13 protein-coding genes are annotated in these 18222 nt (G+C 64.1%); 8 read left to right on the forward strand and 5 right to left on the reverse strand.

Annotated elements, in window-relative coordinates; translation table 11 throughout:
- Nucleotides 1-16: 16 nt before the first annotated feature.
- The 8 genes from AC07W7_RS17920 to AC07W7_RS17955 are packed head-to-tail and all read left to right on the forward strand — an operon-like array spanning nucleotide 17 to nucleotide 10469.
- Nucleotides 17-1996, forward strand: coding sequence for a GumC family protein (locus AC07W7_RS17920; protein ID WP_495039808.1), 1980 nt, complete (start codon nucleotides 17-19; stop codon nucleotides 1994-1996).
- On the forward strand, nucleotides 1996-3174 hold the full coding sequence (locus tag AC07W7_RS17925; RefSeq protein ID WP_495039809.1) for a glycosyltransferase: 1179 nt from the start codon (nucleotides 1996-1998) through the stop codon (nucleotides 3172-3174). The genes AC07W7_RS17920 and AC07W7_RS17925 overlap by 1 nt, the downstream gene beginning before the upstream one ends.
- Nucleotides 3174-4514 carry a beta-xylosidase gene (locus tag AC07W7_RS17930; protein WP_495039810.1) on the forward strand — a complete coding sequence of 447 codons (1341 nt, stop codon included), beginning with the start codon at nucleotides 3174-3176 and terminating at the stop codon, nucleotides 4512-4514. The genes AC07W7_RS17925 and AC07W7_RS17930 overlap by 1 nt, the downstream gene beginning before the upstream one ends.
- Before the next feature lie 25 nt (nucleotides 4515-4539).
- Nucleotides 4540-5754 carry a glycosyltransferase family 4 protein gene (locus AC07W7_RS17935; RefSeq protein WP_495039811.1) on the forward strand — a complete coding sequence of 405 codons (1215 nt, stop codon included), beginning with the start codon at nucleotides 4540-4542 and terminating at the stop codon, nucleotides 5752-5754.
- Complete coding sequence (locus tag AC07W7_RS17940) at nucleotides 5745-6848, forward strand: glycosyltransferase family 4 protein (protein WP_099170432.1); 1104 nt, start codon at nucleotides 5745-5747, stop codon at nucleotides 6846-6848. The genes AC07W7_RS17935 and AC07W7_RS17940 overlap by 10 nt, the downstream gene beginning before the upstream one ends.
- Nucleotides 6848-8245 (forward strand): O-antigen ligase family protein, encoded by a 1398-nt coding sequence (locus AC07W7_RS17945; RefSeq protein ID WP_495039812.1) that lies wholly within the window; start codon nucleotides 6848-6850, stop codon nucleotides 8243-8245. Before AC07W7_RS17940 ends, AC07W7_RS17945 begins: the two co-directional genes overlap by 1 nt.
- Nucleotides 8242-9063 carry an acyltransferase gene (locus tag AC07W7_RS17950; RefSeq protein ID WP_495039813.1) on the forward strand — a complete coding sequence of 274 codons (822 nt, stop codon included), beginning with the start codon at nucleotides 8242-8244 and terminating at the stop codon, nucleotides 9061-9063. The genes AC07W7_RS17945 and AC07W7_RS17950 overlap by 4 nt, the downstream gene beginning before the upstream one ends.
- Entirely contained in the window at nucleotides 9063-10469 is a 1407-nt protein-coding gene (locus AC07W7_RS17955) for a lipid II flippase MurJ (RefSeq protein ID WP_495039814.1), read from the forward strand. Before AC07W7_RS17950 ends, AC07W7_RS17955 begins: the two co-directional genes overlap by 1 nt.
- Nucleotides 10470-10696: 227 nt before the next feature.
- Here AC07W7_RS17955 and AC07W7_RS17960 read toward each other — a convergent pair whose 3' ends face one another.
- From AC07W7_RS17960 to AC07W7_RS17980, 5 genes are all read right to left on the reverse strand, one after another.
- A complete protein-coding gene (locus tag AC07W7_RS17960; protein WP_495039815.1) occupies nucleotides 10697-13117 on the reverse strand; it encodes a TonB-dependent siderophore receptor in 2421 nt (806 codons plus the stop codon).
- Between the two features lie 82 nt (nucleotides 13118-13199).
- Complete coding sequence (locus AC07W7_RS17965) at nucleotides 13200-14159, reverse strand: FecR domain-containing protein (RefSeq protein WP_495039816.1); 960 nt, start codon at nucleotides 14157-14159, stop codon at nucleotides 13200-13202.
- Nucleotides 14156-14671, reverse strand: coding sequence for a sigma-70 family RNA polymerase sigma factor (locus AC07W7_RS17970; RefSeq protein ID WP_495039817.1), 516 nt, complete (start codon nucleotides 14669-14671; stop codon nucleotides 14156-14158). Before AC07W7_RS17970 ends, AC07W7_RS17965 begins: the two co-directional genes overlap by 4 nt.
- Before the next feature lie 129 nt (nucleotides 14672-14800).
- Nucleotides 14801-15355, reverse strand: a complete 555-nt coding sequence (locus AC07W7_RS17975; RefSeq protein ID WP_495039818.1) for a DUF4174 domain-containing protein — start codon at nucleotides 15353-15355, stop codon at nucleotides 14801-14803.
- Nucleotides 15356-15577: 222 nt separating this feature from the next.
- Nucleotides 15578-17935 (reverse strand): DNA polymerase II, encoded by a 2358-nt coding sequence (locus AC07W7_RS17980; protein WP_495039819.1) that lies wholly within the window; start codon nucleotides 17933-17935, stop codon nucleotides 15578-15580.
- Nucleotides 17936-18222: the final 287 nt, after the last annotated feature.

The following is an 18222-nucleotide window of genomic DNA, read 5'->3' on the forward strand; positions in this document are numbered from 1 at the left end:
TCAATGGAGTGATCCTGTGATCGAAATCCGCTCTCTACGCGACCTTTTGCGGCTGTTTTTCATCTTCCGCCGCGAATTCAAACTGGCCGTGATCACCACGATTGTGGTGGCCGTGCTGGGTGCCTTCCTATTGCCGGCGCGCTACGAGTCCGACGCGCGCTTGCTGGTCAAGCCAGGGCGGGACAACACCACCTTGCCGATCGAAGCCGCCAACCGCCAGACGCTGATTGCCCCCAGCACCCAGCACGACCCGATTGTCGATGAGGAGAAGATGCTCACCGGCCGGCCCATTGTGCATATCGTGGCCGAGCGCTACCTGGCAATGACTTCAGAGCCGCCACAGGGCTTCTGGAAAGTCACCAAGTTCTACGTCAAGAAAGCCGTCGGCGACGTGCTCAATGCGGTGCGCAGCGTCCTGCAATTCGTCGGCCTGGTCGAGAAGCAAAGCCCGCTGGAACGCCTGGCGACCAAGCTGGAAAAGAACTTTGAAGCCGGCCACGAACCGGGCTCCTCGGTGATCGAGATTTCCTTTACCTGGGACGATCCGGCCATCGCGCAAAAAGTCGTCGAGACCTGGGTCGATGCCTACCTGGAAGAGCGCGCGCGGATTCTCGGGCGCAAGAGCCTGCATACCTTCTATGAAACCGAACGCAGCAAGGTCGCGACCAATATCCAGGGGCTCAAGGATGAACTGCAGGGCCGCCTGAAGCAGATCGACTCGATCAGCGTGGACGCGCGCCTGAAAAACCTGACCAACCAGATCGACCGCATCACCGACGCCAAGGTCACCGCGCAAAACCAGATCGCCGGGATCCGCAGCTTCCTGGCCAACGCCAGCCAGCAGATCAAGAACCAGCCGGCCGAAGTGGTCACGGGCCGGGAAACCAGCCTCAACCCGACCCAGCTGGACCTCAAGCGCCAGCTCAATACCCTGCAAGTGGAACGGGCGCGCCTGCTGCGCACCTATCTGCCGAACACGCCGCAGGTCAACCAGATCGAGCAGAACATCCGCGACCTCGAAGCCCTCAGCGCCCAGGAAGCCACACGCCTGGAGCGCTCGCAAAACACCGCGCCCAACAGCCTGGTGATCAACGTCAAGCAACAGATCATCGACGCCCAGTTGCAGGAGCGCAAACTGGCCGGGGAAATCGAGAACTACGAGAAGACCCTTGCCGAACTGCGCGCCCAGCGTGACCAGGCGATGACCGATGAACCTGAGTTGAACAAGCTGTCCCAGCAACTGCGCACCGCCGAGAAAAGCTACGCGCTGTACTCGGAAAACCTTGAGCAGGCGCGCATTGACCACGAGCTGGACAGCAGCCAGATCAGCAATATCGCCCTGATCGAGCACGCCACCCTCAACCCGGCGCGCGTGTTTCCCAAGAGCCTGCTGATTCTGCTGTTCACCCTTCCTGCCGGCCTGGCCGTCGGCTTGCTGACCATCTACGTGCTGTACCTGCTGGACCAGCGCATCCACGATGGCGCGCGCCTGCAGGAAATGTTCGGTGTACCGCTGTGGAGCAGCATCCCCGATGCGCAACACGCCACGCCGGCCGCCCTCACCGCCAGCATCTATCGCCTGTACAGCCTGCTGCCCGCCGAGCGCATCGCCAGCGAGGGCTTTGCCCTGGGCCTGACCTCGGCACGGCATGGCGAAGGCGTGAGTTTTATCATCGAGCAACTCAAGCGCCTGCTCGAAGAGCGCGGCCACCGGGTCTCGGTCAACGGCACTGAAGCGGCAAAGCCGGGTGAAGTGCTGCTGCTGGATGCCTCGGCCCTGTCGTCCAACCCGCAGGCGTTCCTTACCCTGCGCCGCGCTGAGCAGATTGTGCTGGTGATTGAAGCCCGCACCAGCACCGTGCCGACCATCGAGAACGCTCTGTCGCTGCTGACCACCGCATTCGGCAAAGTCGACGGGATGATCCTCAACCGCCGCCGTTTTGAAGTGCCGGCCACTGTCCTGGCGCGGCTCAACAGCTGGCGCGGTGCGGCCTGATGCGCATTGTGTTACTGGCGCCACTGCCCCCCGAGCAGACCGGGATCGCCGACTACGCTGCGCACTTGCGCAGCGCGTTGCGCGAACGGGGCCTGGAGGTGCTGACGCCCCTGGAAGGTTGCCTGGACCTGGCGCAACAGTTGCAGCGCCTGCATGCCTTTGACTGGCGCGGCGTGGACCTGGTGCATGCCGAGCTGGGCGGCGGGCGCTTTGCCGAGTTCCAGGCCCTGGACTACCTGCGCCGGGCCCAGCCGCAGTTGCCGTTGACTGCCACCGTACACGACCCGGAGCGCCTGATCTGGCGCCGGGCCAAGCTGTTTTTCCCGCTGACCCTGCTTGAACGCCTGCCCCACCCGCTGCCCCAGGCCGCGGCGTTGCTGGCTGACCCATTGACCCTGTACGAAGAGCGGCGCCTGGCCAAAAGCCTGCGCCGCCTGATCACCCTCACCCGCCTGGGTGGCGATTGCCTGCGCCAGCGCATGGGGCTCAGGCCTGAGCAAGTGGCGGTGATTGCCCACGGCAACCTGCCCATCGCCCCCGTGGCCTTGCCGCCGTTGCAACCGTTGCGCCTGCTGTATTTCGGCTTTATCTACCGTGGCAAGGGCATCGAGGACCTGCTGCAGGCCCTGGCCCGCTCCCTGGCCGCCCACCCGCAATGCCGTGGCCAGGTGCGCCTGACCCTGGCCGGTGGCACCGCGCCGGAAATGACCTTCGACCCGGCCGGCAATTACCTCGATGGCCTGCGCCAACTGATCGCCACCCTGCACCTGGGCGATGTGGTGGACTGGCAACTGGACCTGCCTTCGGCGGACATTCCCCACACCCTCCAGGCCCACCATGTGCTGGTGCTGCCGTACCGCGAATCGAAAAAACTCGGTTTCCTGGGGCAGATGCGTGGCACCAGTGGCGCACTGTCCTGGGCCAATGCCTGCGGGCGCGGGGTGATTACCTCCAATGCCCGCGCCTTTGCCGAAGAAGTCGCCGCTGGCAATGGCATCACCTATCAACAGGGGGATATCGCCTCGTTGAGCGATGCCCTGAACCGCCTGATCCTCGACCCGCAACAGGCCCGCCAGTGGGCCGACCACGCTGCCGACATCGGCCGGCAGCGTCAGTGGGCCAGCACCGCCCAACGCTTTGCCGAGATGTTCCAGGCCGCAGTCAAGGAGCCTTTGTGATGAACCCTTCGTCTACTCGCCCAATGTGGCGCTACCTGCCACTGGTCCTCGCCCTGGCCGTGGGCGGCGCGCTACTGCTTAGTGAAAAGGTCGACGCGGAGCCGGTCAACCTGGCGCCCCAGCGCACCGTGGTCTGGCGCGAGTTCTTGGGGGTGAACGCGCATTTTCTGTGGTTCAAGCCCGAGCAGTACCAAAAGCAGATCCGCCAATACCAGAAGCTGGGGCTGGACTGGGTGCGCGTCGACCTGCACTGGGACCGCCTGGAACCCAAGGAAGAAGATTACCAACTGAGCACCTTCGACGAACTGGACCGCACCCTGACCGCCGAGAAGATCCGCTCGGTGTTCTACCTGGTGGGCTCGGCGCCGTTTATCACCACGGCCCCCCCGGGCGCGGAGTTCCAGGACCAGTACCGGCCCCGGGATTCCAGCGTGTATGCCCTGCGCTTGGCCCTGTTGGCCAAGCGCTACCCGAATATCAACGCCTGGCAGGTGTGGAACGAACAGAACCTGCCCAATAACTGGCGCCCCAAGGTCAACGCCGAAGAATACGGGCGCTTGCTGCTGGCCAGTCATCAGGCACTGAATATCGCCGCACCGGACAAGATCCAGGTGATGGGCGGCATGGCCTACTACAGCCAGATGCCGCCGCGTGGCAAGACCCTGATGTTTGAAGCGCTCGGCGCGCTCGGCGTGCAAAGCCTGGGCATGGTGGCGGCCTATCACCCGTACTCGATGACCCCGGAAACCGACGAGCCGGGCAAGAATGAAGTGCTGCTGCGCGGTGACCAACTCAATGCGATGCTGCACGGTGCCGGGGTCAAGGATGTCTGGGCTACCGAATGGGGCTGGTCCAGCTATGCCGGGCCCAAGGAGATGCAGGACCTGATCGGCGTCGACGGCCAGGCCGATTTCACCTTGCGCCGCCTGGCGCTGATGGCGTCCCAGGACTACCAGAAGATCTTCCTGTTTGCCCTGTCCGACCTGGATGCGCGCGCCTCCGTGCGTGACCAGCACTACGGCCTGCTGGACCTCAACGGCGAACCGAAGCCGGTCTACAACGCCCTCGCCCGCTTCCTCGACATCACCGGCCCGCGCCTCAAGCCCGGCGCCACGCCGCGGCTCAAGGATGTGCCAAACACCTTGTACAGCGTGGCCTGGACCCGCGACGACGGCAAACGCCTGTTGATGTACTGGAGCGCCAAAGGCACCAGCCTGCACTTGCCCGAGATCCAGCGCGCCGAACTGCTGGACCCGCTGACCGGCGCTAGGCAGACCCTTAACGACTACAACGGCATTCGCCCCCCGGTGAAACCGACGTTACAGATAGTGGTGTGGTAGCACGCCCAGGCATGGAGAGCTGCACGTGAGAATCCTGTGGATTGTGCCCTATCTGCCGTGGCCGATGACCAGCGGCGGCAAGACCCGGCAGTACCATTTGCTGCGCACCTTGAGTGAGCGCGGGCATCGCATCACTTTGCTGGTGCAATCGAAAACTCCGGCCGATGCTGCCGTGCACGCCGCCCTTGAGCCCTTGCTCGAACGCCTGGTCGTAGTGCCGCGCCGGCCGCTGAAACACCCCATGACCCTGCTTGCCGGGGTGTTTGCGCCCTGGCCGCTGCTGACCACGGTCAATGGCCTGTCCCCGGCGTTGCAGGCGCGCTTTCGCGAACTGCTGGACGAAACCTGGGATGTGATCCAGGTCGAGCACAGCTACAGCCTGCAACCGTACCTCACTATCCTGCGCCAGCAATCGCAGGGTTTCGTGCTCACCGAGCACAACCTGGAATCGAGCCTGGGCGGTGCCACCTATGACCGCTTCCCCAAATGGGCCGGACTGTTCGTGCGCTACGACCAATGGCGTTGCCAGCAGTGGGAACGCAAAGCGTTTGATGCAGCCTGCCATGTGGTGGCCGTGACCCAAGCCGATGCCCAGGCCATCGGCCAACTGACCGCCACACCGGTAAGCGTGGTGGTCAATGGGGTCGACAGCCGCGCGTTCAGCGCCGTCAGCGCCGACCCGCAGAGCCAGCGCCTGCTGTTTGTCGGTAACTACGAATACGCGCCGAACCTCGATGCGGTGCAGTGGCTGCTCGACGATATCTTCCCCCGGGTCTGGTTGCAGTGCCCCACTGCCCGCCTGGCGGTGGCCGGCTTCGGCTTGCCCGCACACTGGCGCGAGCGCTGGCCGGACGAACGTATTGACTGGCAGGGTTTTGTCCCCGACCTGAGCGCCTTGCAGCGCCGTTGCGCAGGTTTTGTCGCCGCGCTGCGCCATGGCGGCGGCTCCAAACTCAAAGTGCTGGAAGCCATGGCCGCCGGCCTGCCGCTGGTGAGCACCGCCCAGGGCGTGTCCGGGCTGGCGGTCGAGGCGCAGGCGCACTACCTGGCCGGTGAAAGCGCCGAGGCTCTGGCCGAGGGAATTGTGCGCCTGCTGGACGAACCGGCGCTGGCCAGCCAACTGGCGGAAGCTGCACGGGAGTATGCGCGCAACCATCACGACTGGGCGGTGGCCGCGAATGAACTGGAGCAGATCTACCGCACCTTGCCCACCCAACAGGAGCCCCAAGCATGCGCGTAGCCCTGGATTACCGCCCGGCCACGGTCGCACCCTCGTCGGGCATCGCCCGCCAGGTGCTGGCCCTGGAGCACGCCTTGCGCGCACGGGACACGACGCAAGTGGTGCTGTTTACCGAAGCGCCGCTGGATCATCCCCAGCGCGACACGGCGGTGTGCCCACCCTGGGCCAGCCCCCTCGAAGGCCTGCAACGGCCCCAGGTGCGCTGGCGCTTTGAGCGCGGTTTCCTGCCCCGGGAAATCCACCAACAGCAGATCGACCTGTACATCGCCACGGCCAACATGGGCTTGCCCCTGTGCCGCAAGCCCGCCGGCACCCGTTATGTGCTGGTGCTGCACGATCTGTTTCAACTGACCCAGCGCAATTTCCATCGCTCCCGGCTCAAGGCCCTGGCCTACCGCCTGATCGATGGGGCGTCGATTGCCTGGTCGGTGTGGCAGGCGGACCGGGTGTGGTGCCCGTCGCAGTTTTCGTGCGATGAAGCGGCGCGCCTGTTCCCCTGGGCGCGGGCCAAGTTCCGCGTGTTGAACAACCTGGTGCCGGAGTTCAGCGCAGCCCCCGAGCCGCTGCCCGAAGGCTTGCCAGCGCGCTACTGGCTGGTGGTGGGCACCCGTGAGCCGCGCAAGAACATGGCGTTTTTCCTGGCGCAATGGCAGGCCAGCCGCGCCCAGGACCCGAACGTGCCGGACCTAGTACTGGTCGGCCATGCCAGCGATGTGCCGGCCACCCTGGGCGAATTGCCGGGCCTGCATTGGTGCAGCGGCTTGTCCGACGGCCAGTTGCAGGCGCTCTATCGGCATGCCGCGTACCTGTGGCAGCCGTCCTATGCTGAAGGGTTTGGTTTGCCAGTGGTGGAAGCGCTGAGTGTCGGCACGCCGGTCGCGGTGGCCCGTGGCTCGGCCCTGGATGAAGTGGCGCCGCCCACCGCACCGCGCTTTGCGCCCGACGACGCCGAGCAACTGCAAACCTTGATGCTCTTACTGGCGCCCCCCGGGGCCACGGCCGACCGCGAACTGCAACGCACATGGGCCCGGCAGTTTGCCGAACCGGCCTATCGCCTGCACCTGGATAAACTGCTCAAGGAATTGAACCGCTAATGCTGCCAGGAAAACTCGTTAGTCTGCTCCTGGGCCTGGTCTTCGGTGGCTTGCTACTGGCACTGCCGCCGATGAAGGTCTTGATGATCGTGGTCGGCCTGGGCGTGGCGCTGACCCTGATCCGCAAACCGTTGTGGGGCTTGCTGATCTTTGCCGTACTGGCCACCAGCATTCCCTACACCACCTTGCAGCTGGGGATCCGCACCACCGTCAGCGAGGCGGTGCTGGGCCTGACCTGGGCCGGGGTGTTCTGGCAATCGTTTATCGGCAAGACCCGTGGCTTGCTGCTTTGGCGCCCCACCGAGCGGGTATTGATGTGGCTGATGCTGTTCAGCGCCATCCCGTTTATCTGGGGCATGCTCATCATCCACGCCGAGGGCAACGGCCCGGTGAACTGGGTGCGTTGGCTGATGAACCTGTCGCTGCTGTTTATCGTGCCGCTGCTGCTGCGCACCGATGCCGACCGCGACAAAGTGGTGGTCGCCCTGCTGCTGGGCAACCTGGCGATGCTGTTGCTGTCGATCTTCATGTTCCTCAAGACGCGCAACGCGATGTCGATGATCGACATTCTCACCGACCTCAAGTACGCCCACCCCGAGGCGGTGAAGGACATCTTCTCGGCCAACTACAAGCGCATGGCCTCGCCCTGGGTCCACCCGAACCTGACCGGTGGCGTGCTGGTGCTGTTTATCCCGCTGGCGCTGTTCTACGGCTGGACCCGCAGCGGCTGGCGCCGCGCCCTGGGCCTGGCGGTGGCGGTGCTCGGTTGCGCCGGCCTGCTGTTGAGTATCTCCCGGGGCGCGATTGTGGCCCTGGCGCTGATCCTGATCTGGCTGACCTACAAGCGCGTGCCCCACAGCGGGCGGATCATCGGCATCGGCGTGGCCTTGGTGGTCGCCCTGGTGCTGTTCTATCCTCCGTTGCAGGACCGTTTGATGACGATATTCTCGACCACCAACGCCAGTACCGAGATTCGCTTCGACGAGTACGCCGGGTTCCCCGAGGTAATGGCCAAGTACCCGCTGGGCATCGGCTTCAAGGTCGACCCTCCGGTGCCGGGCAGCAACCTGCTGGGGATTTCCAACCTGTGGCTGAACTTCATCTACAAGATCGGCATCCCCGGGATGCTGTTGTTTATCACCGTCACCGTGTTGTGGTGGCGCGAAGTGCGGCCGCTGGGCTCGGTGCGCAAGGTCACCGCCGACAATGCCCTGTGGCTGGGCTGCGTGTGCGGCGTGCTGGCGGCGCTGCTGACCGGGATTTTCGACCACTACTTCAGCTTCACCTTTGTCTTGATCGCGCTGTTCTGGCTGTTGATGGGCATCAGCCTGCAACAGGTACGCCTGAGCCCGACCCTGACCGCTCCTGTTTGCGTACCAAAGGATGACCGACCATGAAACATCGCACTATTCACTCCCCCGACCTGCGTGACCGCCTGCCCGCCCTGGCCAGCGAATTGGGCGTGAGCCTGCAAGACTTGCAAGACGGCCTGGCCTGGTGCCTGGCCAACGAGGTGGTGTTTGAAGAAGGCGAAGGCGAGAACAAGCGCTTCTGGATAAGCGCCATCGATGTGGAGCCGACCATCGAGCATCCGGTGGCACGCCGTTTGTTCCATCGCCTGAAGCAGGATGTGCCGACGCAACTCCTGCCGCTCTATGGCAAGAACTGGGCAACTCTCAAGGACCGCTGGCGCAGCGCCTGGGACATGGCCTACAACATCCTGATCAACAAGATCCCCAGCCACCATATCCGTATCGGCTGGCTGCGCCTGGGCGGCGCCAAGATCGGCAAGGGTTCGAGCCTGTGGCGCAACACCGAAGTGCTGGGCATCCACAACCTGAGCGTCGGCGACGACACAGTGATCGGCTGGCATTGCCAGGTGGATGCGCGCGCCGGCCTGGTGATCGGCAACCATGTGGCGATTGCCTCCCATGTGCTGATCATCGCCGGCAGCCATGACTTGCAGGCGCCGGAGTTCTGGTCGATTTCCGGGGCGATTTATATCGACGACTATGTGTGGATCGGCAGCCGTGCGCTGATCGGCTTCGGCACCCACCTGTGCGAGGGCTCGGTGGTGGCGGCCAATACGGTGGTGGCCAAGACTGTCGCGCCGTACAAAATTGTCGGTGGCACCGGCGCCAAAGTCATGGGCGAGCGCGTTCGCGGGCTGAACTACAAGGTGGGTGGCAAGGGCCTGTTCACCCTGTTCCACTGATGTTTGGCAGCACCCTGTGGCTGACCCTGGCGACGCTGGCCGGGCTGGTGGCCGGCTTTGCCCGGGAATGGCTGCTGGTGGCCGCCTGGGGTGCGGGCAGCCGCAGCGACGGGTTTTTGGTGGCGGTGTTTCTGCCCGAAGCGCTGCGCATGACCCTGGCCGCCGGCTTGCTCGCCGCTGCGGCGCTGCCCCTCTATCAACAACGGGATGCGCAGCGCCAGCAAGCCTGGCTGGCCAGCCTGTCGCCGCGCCTGCTTGGCGTGGGCCTGGCGCTGTTCGCCGTGCTGGCCCTTGGCGCGCCATTGTGGGTCCGACTGATCGGCCCGGGGCTGGACGCTGCCGCCCACGACCAGGCCGCCGCCAACCTGCGCTGGCTGGCCGCCTGTGCGCCGGGGCTGGTGATGCATGGCCTGTTCAGTATTCCGTTGCAGGCGCGCCAGCGCTTTGTGCTGCCGGGGCTGGGCTCGTTGCTGTTCAACCTGCCGCCGGTGCTGTACCTGTTTATCCGCGGCACGGACAGCGACAGCGCGGAACTGGCGATGTGTTTTTTTGCCGGCAGCGTGTTGATGTGCCTGCCGCTGCTGGCGCCGGTCTGGTCATTCGGCTGGCGCCCCTGGCAGGTCAAGGGCGATGCCCTGGCCGGCCGCGAGTTGCTGGGGCGTATCGGTCCGCTGCTGGCGAGCAATCTCGCCAGCCAGGGCCTGGCCTTTCTTGAACGGTTGATCGCCAGCTACCTGGGCGAAGGCGCGGTGACCTGGGTCAACCTGGCGCGCAAGCTGATCAACCTGCCGCTGATTGCGCTGATGAGCCTCAACCAGGTATTGCTGGGGATGATGAGCGGTGAACAAGGCCAACAACGCCTGGCCCTGCTGCGCCGTGGCCTGGACGCCGCCACCCTGCTGAGCCTGCCCGCCGCCCTCGGCCTGATTGGCGCCAGCCCCGTGCTGATTCACCTGCTGATGCCCGCACAAAGCGCCGACGGCCCGCTGCCCGCCCTGCTCGCCTGGTTCGCCACGCCCCTGGTGTTCGGCGCCTGGAACGCCATGCTCGCGCGCTATGCCTACGCCAGCGGCGACACACGCCTGCCGCTCAACTGTGAATTGCTGGGCAGCCTGGTCAATGCCGGCCTGCTGGTCTTGCTGCCGTACTTCCTGGGCTTGCCGGGGATTGCCTTGGCGGCCCTGGGCGGGGTGATCGTCACCAACCTGCTGCTGATGCAACGCCAACACCTGCTCGGGCAACTGGGCTGGCCGTTGCAGTGGGGGCTGAGTGTGGTGTTGCTGGCAGCGGCGGCGCTGGTGCTGCACCCGCTGCACAACGATGGCTGGCAGTTGGGGTTGAGTACCTTGGCGGGCATCGTGGCATTGGCAGGGTTGGGGCTGTGGTTCAAGCCGTGGAAGGCGTGAGCTGCGATGGCGGTGTGTCAGCTAGCAGAAATAGTGGCTGAAGTACCGCTATCGCGGGCAAGCCCGCTCCCACAAGGGGGCTCTGTTGGGCATAGGATTTGTGCCACGCCACAAATCAAATGTGGGAGCTGGCTTGCCGGCGATGGCGGTGTGTCAGCTAGCAGAAATAGTGCCTGAACTACCGCTATCGCGAGCAAGCCCGGTCCCACAGGGGGTCGTGGGTGGGTCTAGAAGTCGTATTTGACGCTGGTCATCAGGTTACGCGGTGCGCCGTACATCCCGTGGTTGCCGGCATAGCTGAAGTACTCGCGGTCAAACAGGTTGTTGAGGTTGACCGAAGTGCTCAACTGCGGTGTCACGTCATAACGCAACAGCAGGTTGGTGATGGCGTAGCTGCCCTGGCTGAACGTGTGCAGGTCTTCACCGACCTTGCTCTGCCAGTTCACCCCGCCCCCCACGGTCACTTTGTTCAACGCGCCCGGCAGGCGGTAGGTGGTGAAGGTCTTCAGGCTCTGGCGCGGCAGGGTGGTGACGATGCGTTTGTCGTCGGCATCGGTACTGACCGCATAGGCATAGCCCGCAGACGCTTGCCAGCCTTCAGCCAACTGACCGTTGAGTTCCAGCTCGACGCCCTCGGTGGTGGTGCCCTTCTCGTTGCGGTAGGTGTTGCCGCCCGGGGTGTCGATCCAGATCGCCAGGTTGTCCTGTTCCAGCTTGAACAGCGCCAGGCTGGTGTTCAACTGCTCGTCGAAGAAGCTGCCCTTCAAGCCAAGCTCGTAGCCCTTGCCTTCCATGGGTTCCAGGGCCTTGTTGTTGATATCGCGCACCCAACTGGCCTGGGGATTGAAGATCTTGGTGTAGCTGGCGTAGGCCGACCAGTTGTCGGTCAGGTCGTAGACCACACCGGCGTAGGGAATGTACACGCCGGTCTCCGATTCATCGGTGCGGGTGGCGACGCCGCCATAGGGGCTGTCTGCGGTTTCGCGCTTCCAGTCGATGACCCGGCTGCCGAGGATCACACTCAGGTCGTCGGTCATGCGCAGGCGCGTGCTCAGGTAGGCGGCGTACTGGCTTTCATCCACCGAGGATTTGCCGGTCACCGGGAAGTCCGGCTTGGCCGAGTGCCCGTCCCAGTCGAACAGGTTGTCGATGGCGCCCGCCGGAGAGCCGGAATACGCATAGTTCCAGCCACCATGGCTGGGCACGTTTTCCTTGTACTTGGACAGGGTCACGCCGGCGATCAACTCGTGCTCGCGGCCCAGCAGGTTGAACGGGCCGGTGGCGTACAGGTCGAGGTTGTCCTGGCGCGGCGTACCGGAGAAACGCACCGGCAACTGCGTGGTGCCGCTGCCATCGCTGTTGAGGCTGCCATTGACGTAGTTGAACACCTCATCGAACTTGTTTTGCGAATGGGTGAACTCGGCCTTGGCGCTCCAGCCGCTGTCGAACTTCTGTTCGATGGAGGTAAAGAAACTGGTCTGTTCATGGTCGTTATAGGACCAGGCCGGTGCGGTATTCAGGGAACGGCTGAGGTTACTGCGCGAACCGTCGGTAAAGCGCGTGGGCAAACCGGAACGCGCCGGGGCATCCACATCGGTACGCAGGTAGCTGAAGCCCAGGGTCAGCAGGGTGTCTTCAGTCAGGTCGAACTCAGTGATGCCGTACAGCAGCTGGGTCTGCTGCTTGTAGCGGTCAACCCAGGCATGTTCGCTCTTGTAGTCGGCCACCAGGCGCCCGCGCACATTGCCGGTTTCGGTCAGCGGGCCGGACACGTCGAGGCCACTGCCGTAGCGGTCCCAATTGCCCGCTTCAGCGGTGACGCTGGCCCGCGCCTCGGCCGTCGGGCGCTTGCGGATCAGGTTGATGGTGGCCGAGGGGTTGCCCATGCCGCTGATCAAGCCGGTGGCGCCGCGCACCACTTCCACCCGGTCGTACATCGCCATGCTCTGGGTGTAGTTGTCCATGCGCGTGACGGTGGGCACGCCGTCGATTTCGAAGTTCTGGATCTGGAAACCCCGGGAGAAATAGCTATCGCTTTCCGAACCCAGGCCATCACGCAATACGATGATGCCGGGGGTGGCATCCAGGGTATCGGACAGGTTGGTCAGGCGCTGGTCATCCAGGCGCTGGCGGGTCATGACGGTCAGCGATTGCGGGGTTTCCCTGGGCGTCAGGTTCAAGCGCGTGGAGCTGCTGGACGACTGCGTGGTGTAGGAACCGGTGCCTTCGGTGGTCGAGCCCGGCGCCTTGCCGGAGATCGACACGGTGCCCAGTTGCAACGCGCCGCCGGTAGGACGGGGTTCCAGGGAGTAGTTATCGCCGCTGCCACGCACGGCTTGCAGCGAGCTGTTGCTGAGCAGGATCGCCAGGCCGCTGTCGAGGTCATGCTGCCCTTGCAGGCCCGGGCTGGTCTGCCCTTCTGTCAGCGCGGCCGGGTAGGACAGCAGGATCTGCGTAACCTGGCCAAACTGGTTCAACGCGCTGGCCAGTGAGCCGGGGGCAATATCGAAGGCCTGCTGCGGTGCGGCCATGACCCAGGCCGGCGCCAGCAACAACGGCGCAGCCACGCCGAAGCTGGCGATGCCGCGGACGACGGCCACGGCCAGTGATTTTTTCAGTGTTGCCCGGATGGTGCGTTGCGGGTGCATGCCCTGTTCCCCAGATAAGTGAGTGTCTGGGGATATAAGTCTCGTGAGATTCGCAAACGGACCACCTGCATGCAAAATAAATTCAGACCTGCGCCCGACGCGGTTTCAACGTGACCCAGAACCGCGTGAAATGCTGCACATCCAACGTGAGGGTCTGTTGCAGCGCCGCGAGGATACGGTCGGTGTCGGCCAACGGATAGGTGCCGGACACCCGCAGCTCGCGCACGCTCGGATCACAATCCAGATGCCCGCGCCGGTAGCGGCTCAGTTCATTGAGGAAGTCTTCCAGGCGCAGGCCTTCGGCGACGAGCATGCCGCGGCTCCAGGCCAGCTCGCCGGCACGCTGGGGGCGTCGCGCCAGCAGGGTCTGTTGGTCAAAGCTGATGATTTCGCCGGGCGCAAGGCTCAGGTTGCGCGATGGAATCTGCGCCGCCAGTGGCTGCTGGTCGGCCCCCAATTGGGTAAAGCCATCACGCTGGCGCACGCTGAAACGACCGCCCGTGGCCTGGGTCAGGCCTTCGGCGGTTTTCACCCACAGCGGGCGGCTGTCCAGCGGGTTGGGCAGCACCAGGATTTCCCCGCGCAACAGGTGGATCTGGCGCTGGGCGGGGCTGTAGTGCACATCGACAGCGGTGTCGGTGTTGAGCTGGATTTCGCTGTTGTCCGCCAGGTCGATGCGCCATTGCTCACCGACCTGGGTGCTGAAATCGCTGGTCCAGGGTTGCAACAGTCCGCTATCCCGGGCGGTCCACGCCACGCTGCCGGCGGCCAGCAACAGGGCCAGGTTTTTCAGCACCCGGCGCCGGGACATCGCCGGCAACAGGGTGGCGCTGACCAGCGCCTGGTGCGCCGGGTCGCGCACCTCGTGCATCCGCTGGAAAAATCGCTGGGCATGCTGCCACGCCTGCTCGTTGAGCGGGTCCTGCTGGCGCCAGGCCAGCCACTGCGCGCGGGTCTGTTCGGTGACGTCCGGCGCCTGTAACTCCAACTGCCAGTGCATGGCTTGCTCGGCGGCGTCCAGGGTCAGGGGCGAGGGATTCATGGGCGCTGGCTGTCGAGCACAATGCACTGCGCACCGGCCTTGACGATGTAGCGCTTGACCGTGGTGATGCTGGTGCCCAGGCGCTCGGCAATTTCGCCGTGGCCCAAGCCGTCGAGCTGCGACCAGAGGAAGGCCTGGCGCACCGGCAATGCCAGGCGGCTGAGCACTTCGTCGAGGGCCATCAGGGTTTCCAGGAGCAGCCATTGCGTCTCAGCGCTGGGGGCCACCTCTTCGGGCAACAGCGCCAGGGCTTGCAGGTAGGCCTTTTCTAGCTTCTGCCGCCGAAAGTGATTGGACAGCACACTCTGTGCAACCTTCGCCAGAAAGCTGCGAGGCACCTGGACTTCCAGGGGTTGGTTCTTGGCCAGCAGACGCAGGAACGTGTCCTGGGCCAGGTCGGCGGCGCTCTGCGAACAGTTCAGGCGACGCCACAGCCAGTGCTGCAGCCAGCGGTGTTGCTGCTGATACAGGGTGGCCAGGTCAGTAGGGCTTGTCGCAGGGTTCGGGGGCATGGAGGGTGCGCGCAGAAGGTAAGCCGTAAATGATAACGGTTATCATATGCTTCATGGCGCAATGCCTGCAAGTGGCATACAGCTTGTAGGGTTCGCTGGCACCTCCCCTGTAGGCGCCAGCAAGGAGCATCAATCTTCCAGCGGTTGCGGCGCGTGCTTGCCAGGCTTGGCTTTGGCGCCAGGTTTGCCCGCTGCCGGGGCGGCGGGTTCCGGCTCGGCGGGAGCGGCGGCTTCTTTTTCTGCCGCCGGCATCTTGTCGACGGCCGCAAAGAACTCTGCAAGGTCAAGGGTATCGGGGGGGACGGTCTTTTCGACTTTCTTCTCGCCGTCCTTGCCTACCAGGATTACTTTGGTGCCGGCACTGGCCCCCAGCTTCAAGGCGCGGATCAACGCGTTGGTGTCCTGGGCGCCAAGGTCCTTGCCGTCACGCTGGCCGACGGTGCCGATGCTCGTGTAGTTCACGGTGTAGAGCACCATGTTGCGCTCGGTGAACTTCTGTTTGTTCTCAGGCTGTTCAAGGTCTTGCTTGAGCTTGACCTGAGTCGGGTCGATGGAGCTGGGTGCAATCACGATCAGCGGGCGGAATTTGCCTTGATCCTGTTCCAGCGGGCCTCGGTTATCCGCAGCCAACAACGGCCCCGTAAACGCCATCAAGGTAGCCAGGGTCAGCGACCGGACAAGCATGCGTACCTCCTTCCAATTCCATGCAGAGTGTTTGAGTTTCATGTCTGCGACAGTCAATTTCAAGGATGATTCCTACGCGACCTTCAGAAAGAGTAGGCCAGGACGCCCTCGACGCAAGGGCTTCAGGCGCTTCGGGGCTCATTGTTTCTTCTGATTGCCAAGATTTACGGCTTGGGCCAGTGCCAGGCAGGCACCGGGGCCGGGTGAAGCGTCAGCCACAGGTTAAAACAAGCCCATCTGACCACCGACCAGGGTGCTGAAATCGTCATCGACAAACGGCAGGATCGCATCGGCCACTGGCTGCAATTGCCGGGTGACGTAGTGGTCGTAGTCAATCGGCGCCTGGCGTACTTCCAGGGGTTCGGGGCCGTTGACGGTGATCACGTAGCGAATCCAGCCACCGTTCTGATACTGGCGTGGGCGGCCCTGGCGGTCGTTGTATTCATCCGCCAGGCGCGCGGCCCGTACATGGGGCGGCACGTTGCGTTCGTAGTCGCCCAGTTGCCGGCGCAGGCGCTTGCGGTAGATCAGAAGCTCATCGAACTCGCCACTGAGGGTGCGGCGCACGTAGTCACGCACATAATCCTGGTGGGGCTGGCGGTGGAAGATGCGCTGGTACAACTCCTGCTGGAATTGGCGGGCCAGGGGCGACCAGTCGCTGCGCACAGTCTCCAGGCCTTTGTAGATCATCTCTTCACTGCCATCGGCATGGCTGACCAGGCCGGCATAGCGCTTCTTGCTGCCCTCCTCCGCCCCGCGAATGGTCGGCATCAGGAAGCGGCTGAAGTGGGTTTCGTATTGCAGCTCCAGGGCGCTTTGCAGGCCGAACTCGCTGTGCAAGCGTTCGCGCCACCAGTGGTTGATGTGCTGCACCAGGCCCTGGCCGATGCGCGTGGCCTCCTCCTGGGAATGGGCACTGCCAAGCCAGACAAAGGTGGAGTCGGTATCGCCATAGATCACCTCATACCCCTGGGCTTCGACCAGCTCGCGGGTCTGGCGCATGATCTGGTGGCCGCGCATCGTGATGGACGAGGCCAGCCGCGTATCGAAGAACCGGCAGCCGCTGGAGCCCAGCACGCCGTAGAAGGCATTCATGATGATTTTCAGGGCCTGGGACAACGGCGCGTTATGTTCGCGCTTGGCCACCTCGCGGCCTTCGGAGACCCGCGCCACAATCGACGGCAGGCAATGCCGGGTGCGGGAAAACCGCGCGCCGCGAAAGCCTTCCACCGACGCGCTGTCGTCAGGGTGGCGCAGGCCTTCGATCAGGCCCACGGGGTCGATCAGGAAGCTGCGGATAATCGACGGATACAGACTTTTGTAGTCCAGCACCAGCACCGACTCGTACAAACCCGGCCGCGAGTCCATGACAAAACCGCCGGGGCTGGCCTGGGGCGGCTTGTCCCCCAGGTTGGGCGCGACAAAGCCCTGGCGATGCATCAGCGGCATGTACAAATGGGTGAACGCCGCCACCGAACCGCCGTTACGATCCGCCGGCAGGCCGGTGACGCTGGCCCGCTCCAGCAGGAACTTGAGCAGTTCGGTCTTTGCAAAAATCCGCGTCACCAGCTCGCAGTCCTTGAGGTTGTAGCGCGCCAGGGCAGGCTTGTCCTCGGCGAACATGCGGTTGATCTCATCCATGCGCTGGTAGGGTGTGGAAATCGACTTGCCTTCGCCAAGCAGGGTCTGGGCGACGTTTTCCAGGCTGAATGACTCAAAGCTCCAGGTCGCCGAACGCAGGGCTTCGATGCCATCGATGATCAGCCGCCCGGCAGCGGCGGCGAAGTAATGGTTGCGGCTGCCGTGTTCGCGCCAGGCCATGGCCTCGCCACCACGGCCAAGCAACAATGGCACCTTGAGGCGTTGGGCATGCTCGTGGAGGACCCGCAGGTCGAACTGCACCAGGTTCCAGCCAATGATTGCGTCGGGGTCGTGTTGCGCCAGCCACTGGTTCAGGCGCTCCAGCAGTTGGGCGCGGCTGTCGCAGTAGTCGAGCTTGAAATCCACCGCGCAGGTTTTGTTCGGCGGGCCGAGCATGTACACCTGGCGCTCGCCGCAGCCTTCCAGGGCGATGGAATACAGTTCGCCGCGCGCGGTGGTTTCGATGTCGAGGGACACCAGCTTCAACGCCGGGCGGTAGTCGGGCGCCGGTTTCATCTGCGCCTCCAGCAACATCCCGTCCTCGCCCGGCGTGCCGCCAAACGCCACCGGCGCGGTGATAAAGCGCTCCATCATATAGCGCTCGGGCGGACGCACATCGCCTTCGTAGACATCCACACCGGCCTGGCGCAGGCGCTTTTCCAGGTCCATCGCCTGGCGATGCTGGCGGGTATAGAGGCCCAGGACCGGGCGGTGATGGAAGTCGCACAGTTGCAGCGGGCGCAGTTCCACCTCGCGCTCGCCTTTGAGCACCCGTTGTGCGTGCTCACGATGGGCCAGCGGAATAAACATCACCGAAGGCTGCACCGGAAGACGGATATACCGCGGCCCCTGGTCGGTCGCCAGCCAGAAGCTGACCTGCGTGCCCGCCGGGGTGTCGCGCCAATGCCGGGTCAGGACAAAACCCTGCTGTAAATCCACCTTGCCGCACCTCAGGAATCGCTTTCAGGGCGTGATTCTACTCGGCATCCGCCATCAGGCCTTAATAGAAATTTCTGGCCTTCAGATACGTCGTACCTCACACACTAGTTTGTAAAGCGCCATTGAGCTGACCCAGGGCGACCCACGGGTGGCCAAGCTGTCGGCGAGCATCGAGTTCTAACCGACACATTACTCAAGGCAGCAAAGATCAAAGGTGAGAGCTGTCGAGCCCCGGCGAGGCTGCGATGGCGGTGGGTCAGTCACCATCAATGCTGACAGTGCCGCCG

It is taken from the genome of Pseudomonas sp. GW821-FHT01D09, from assembly GCF_059422465.1.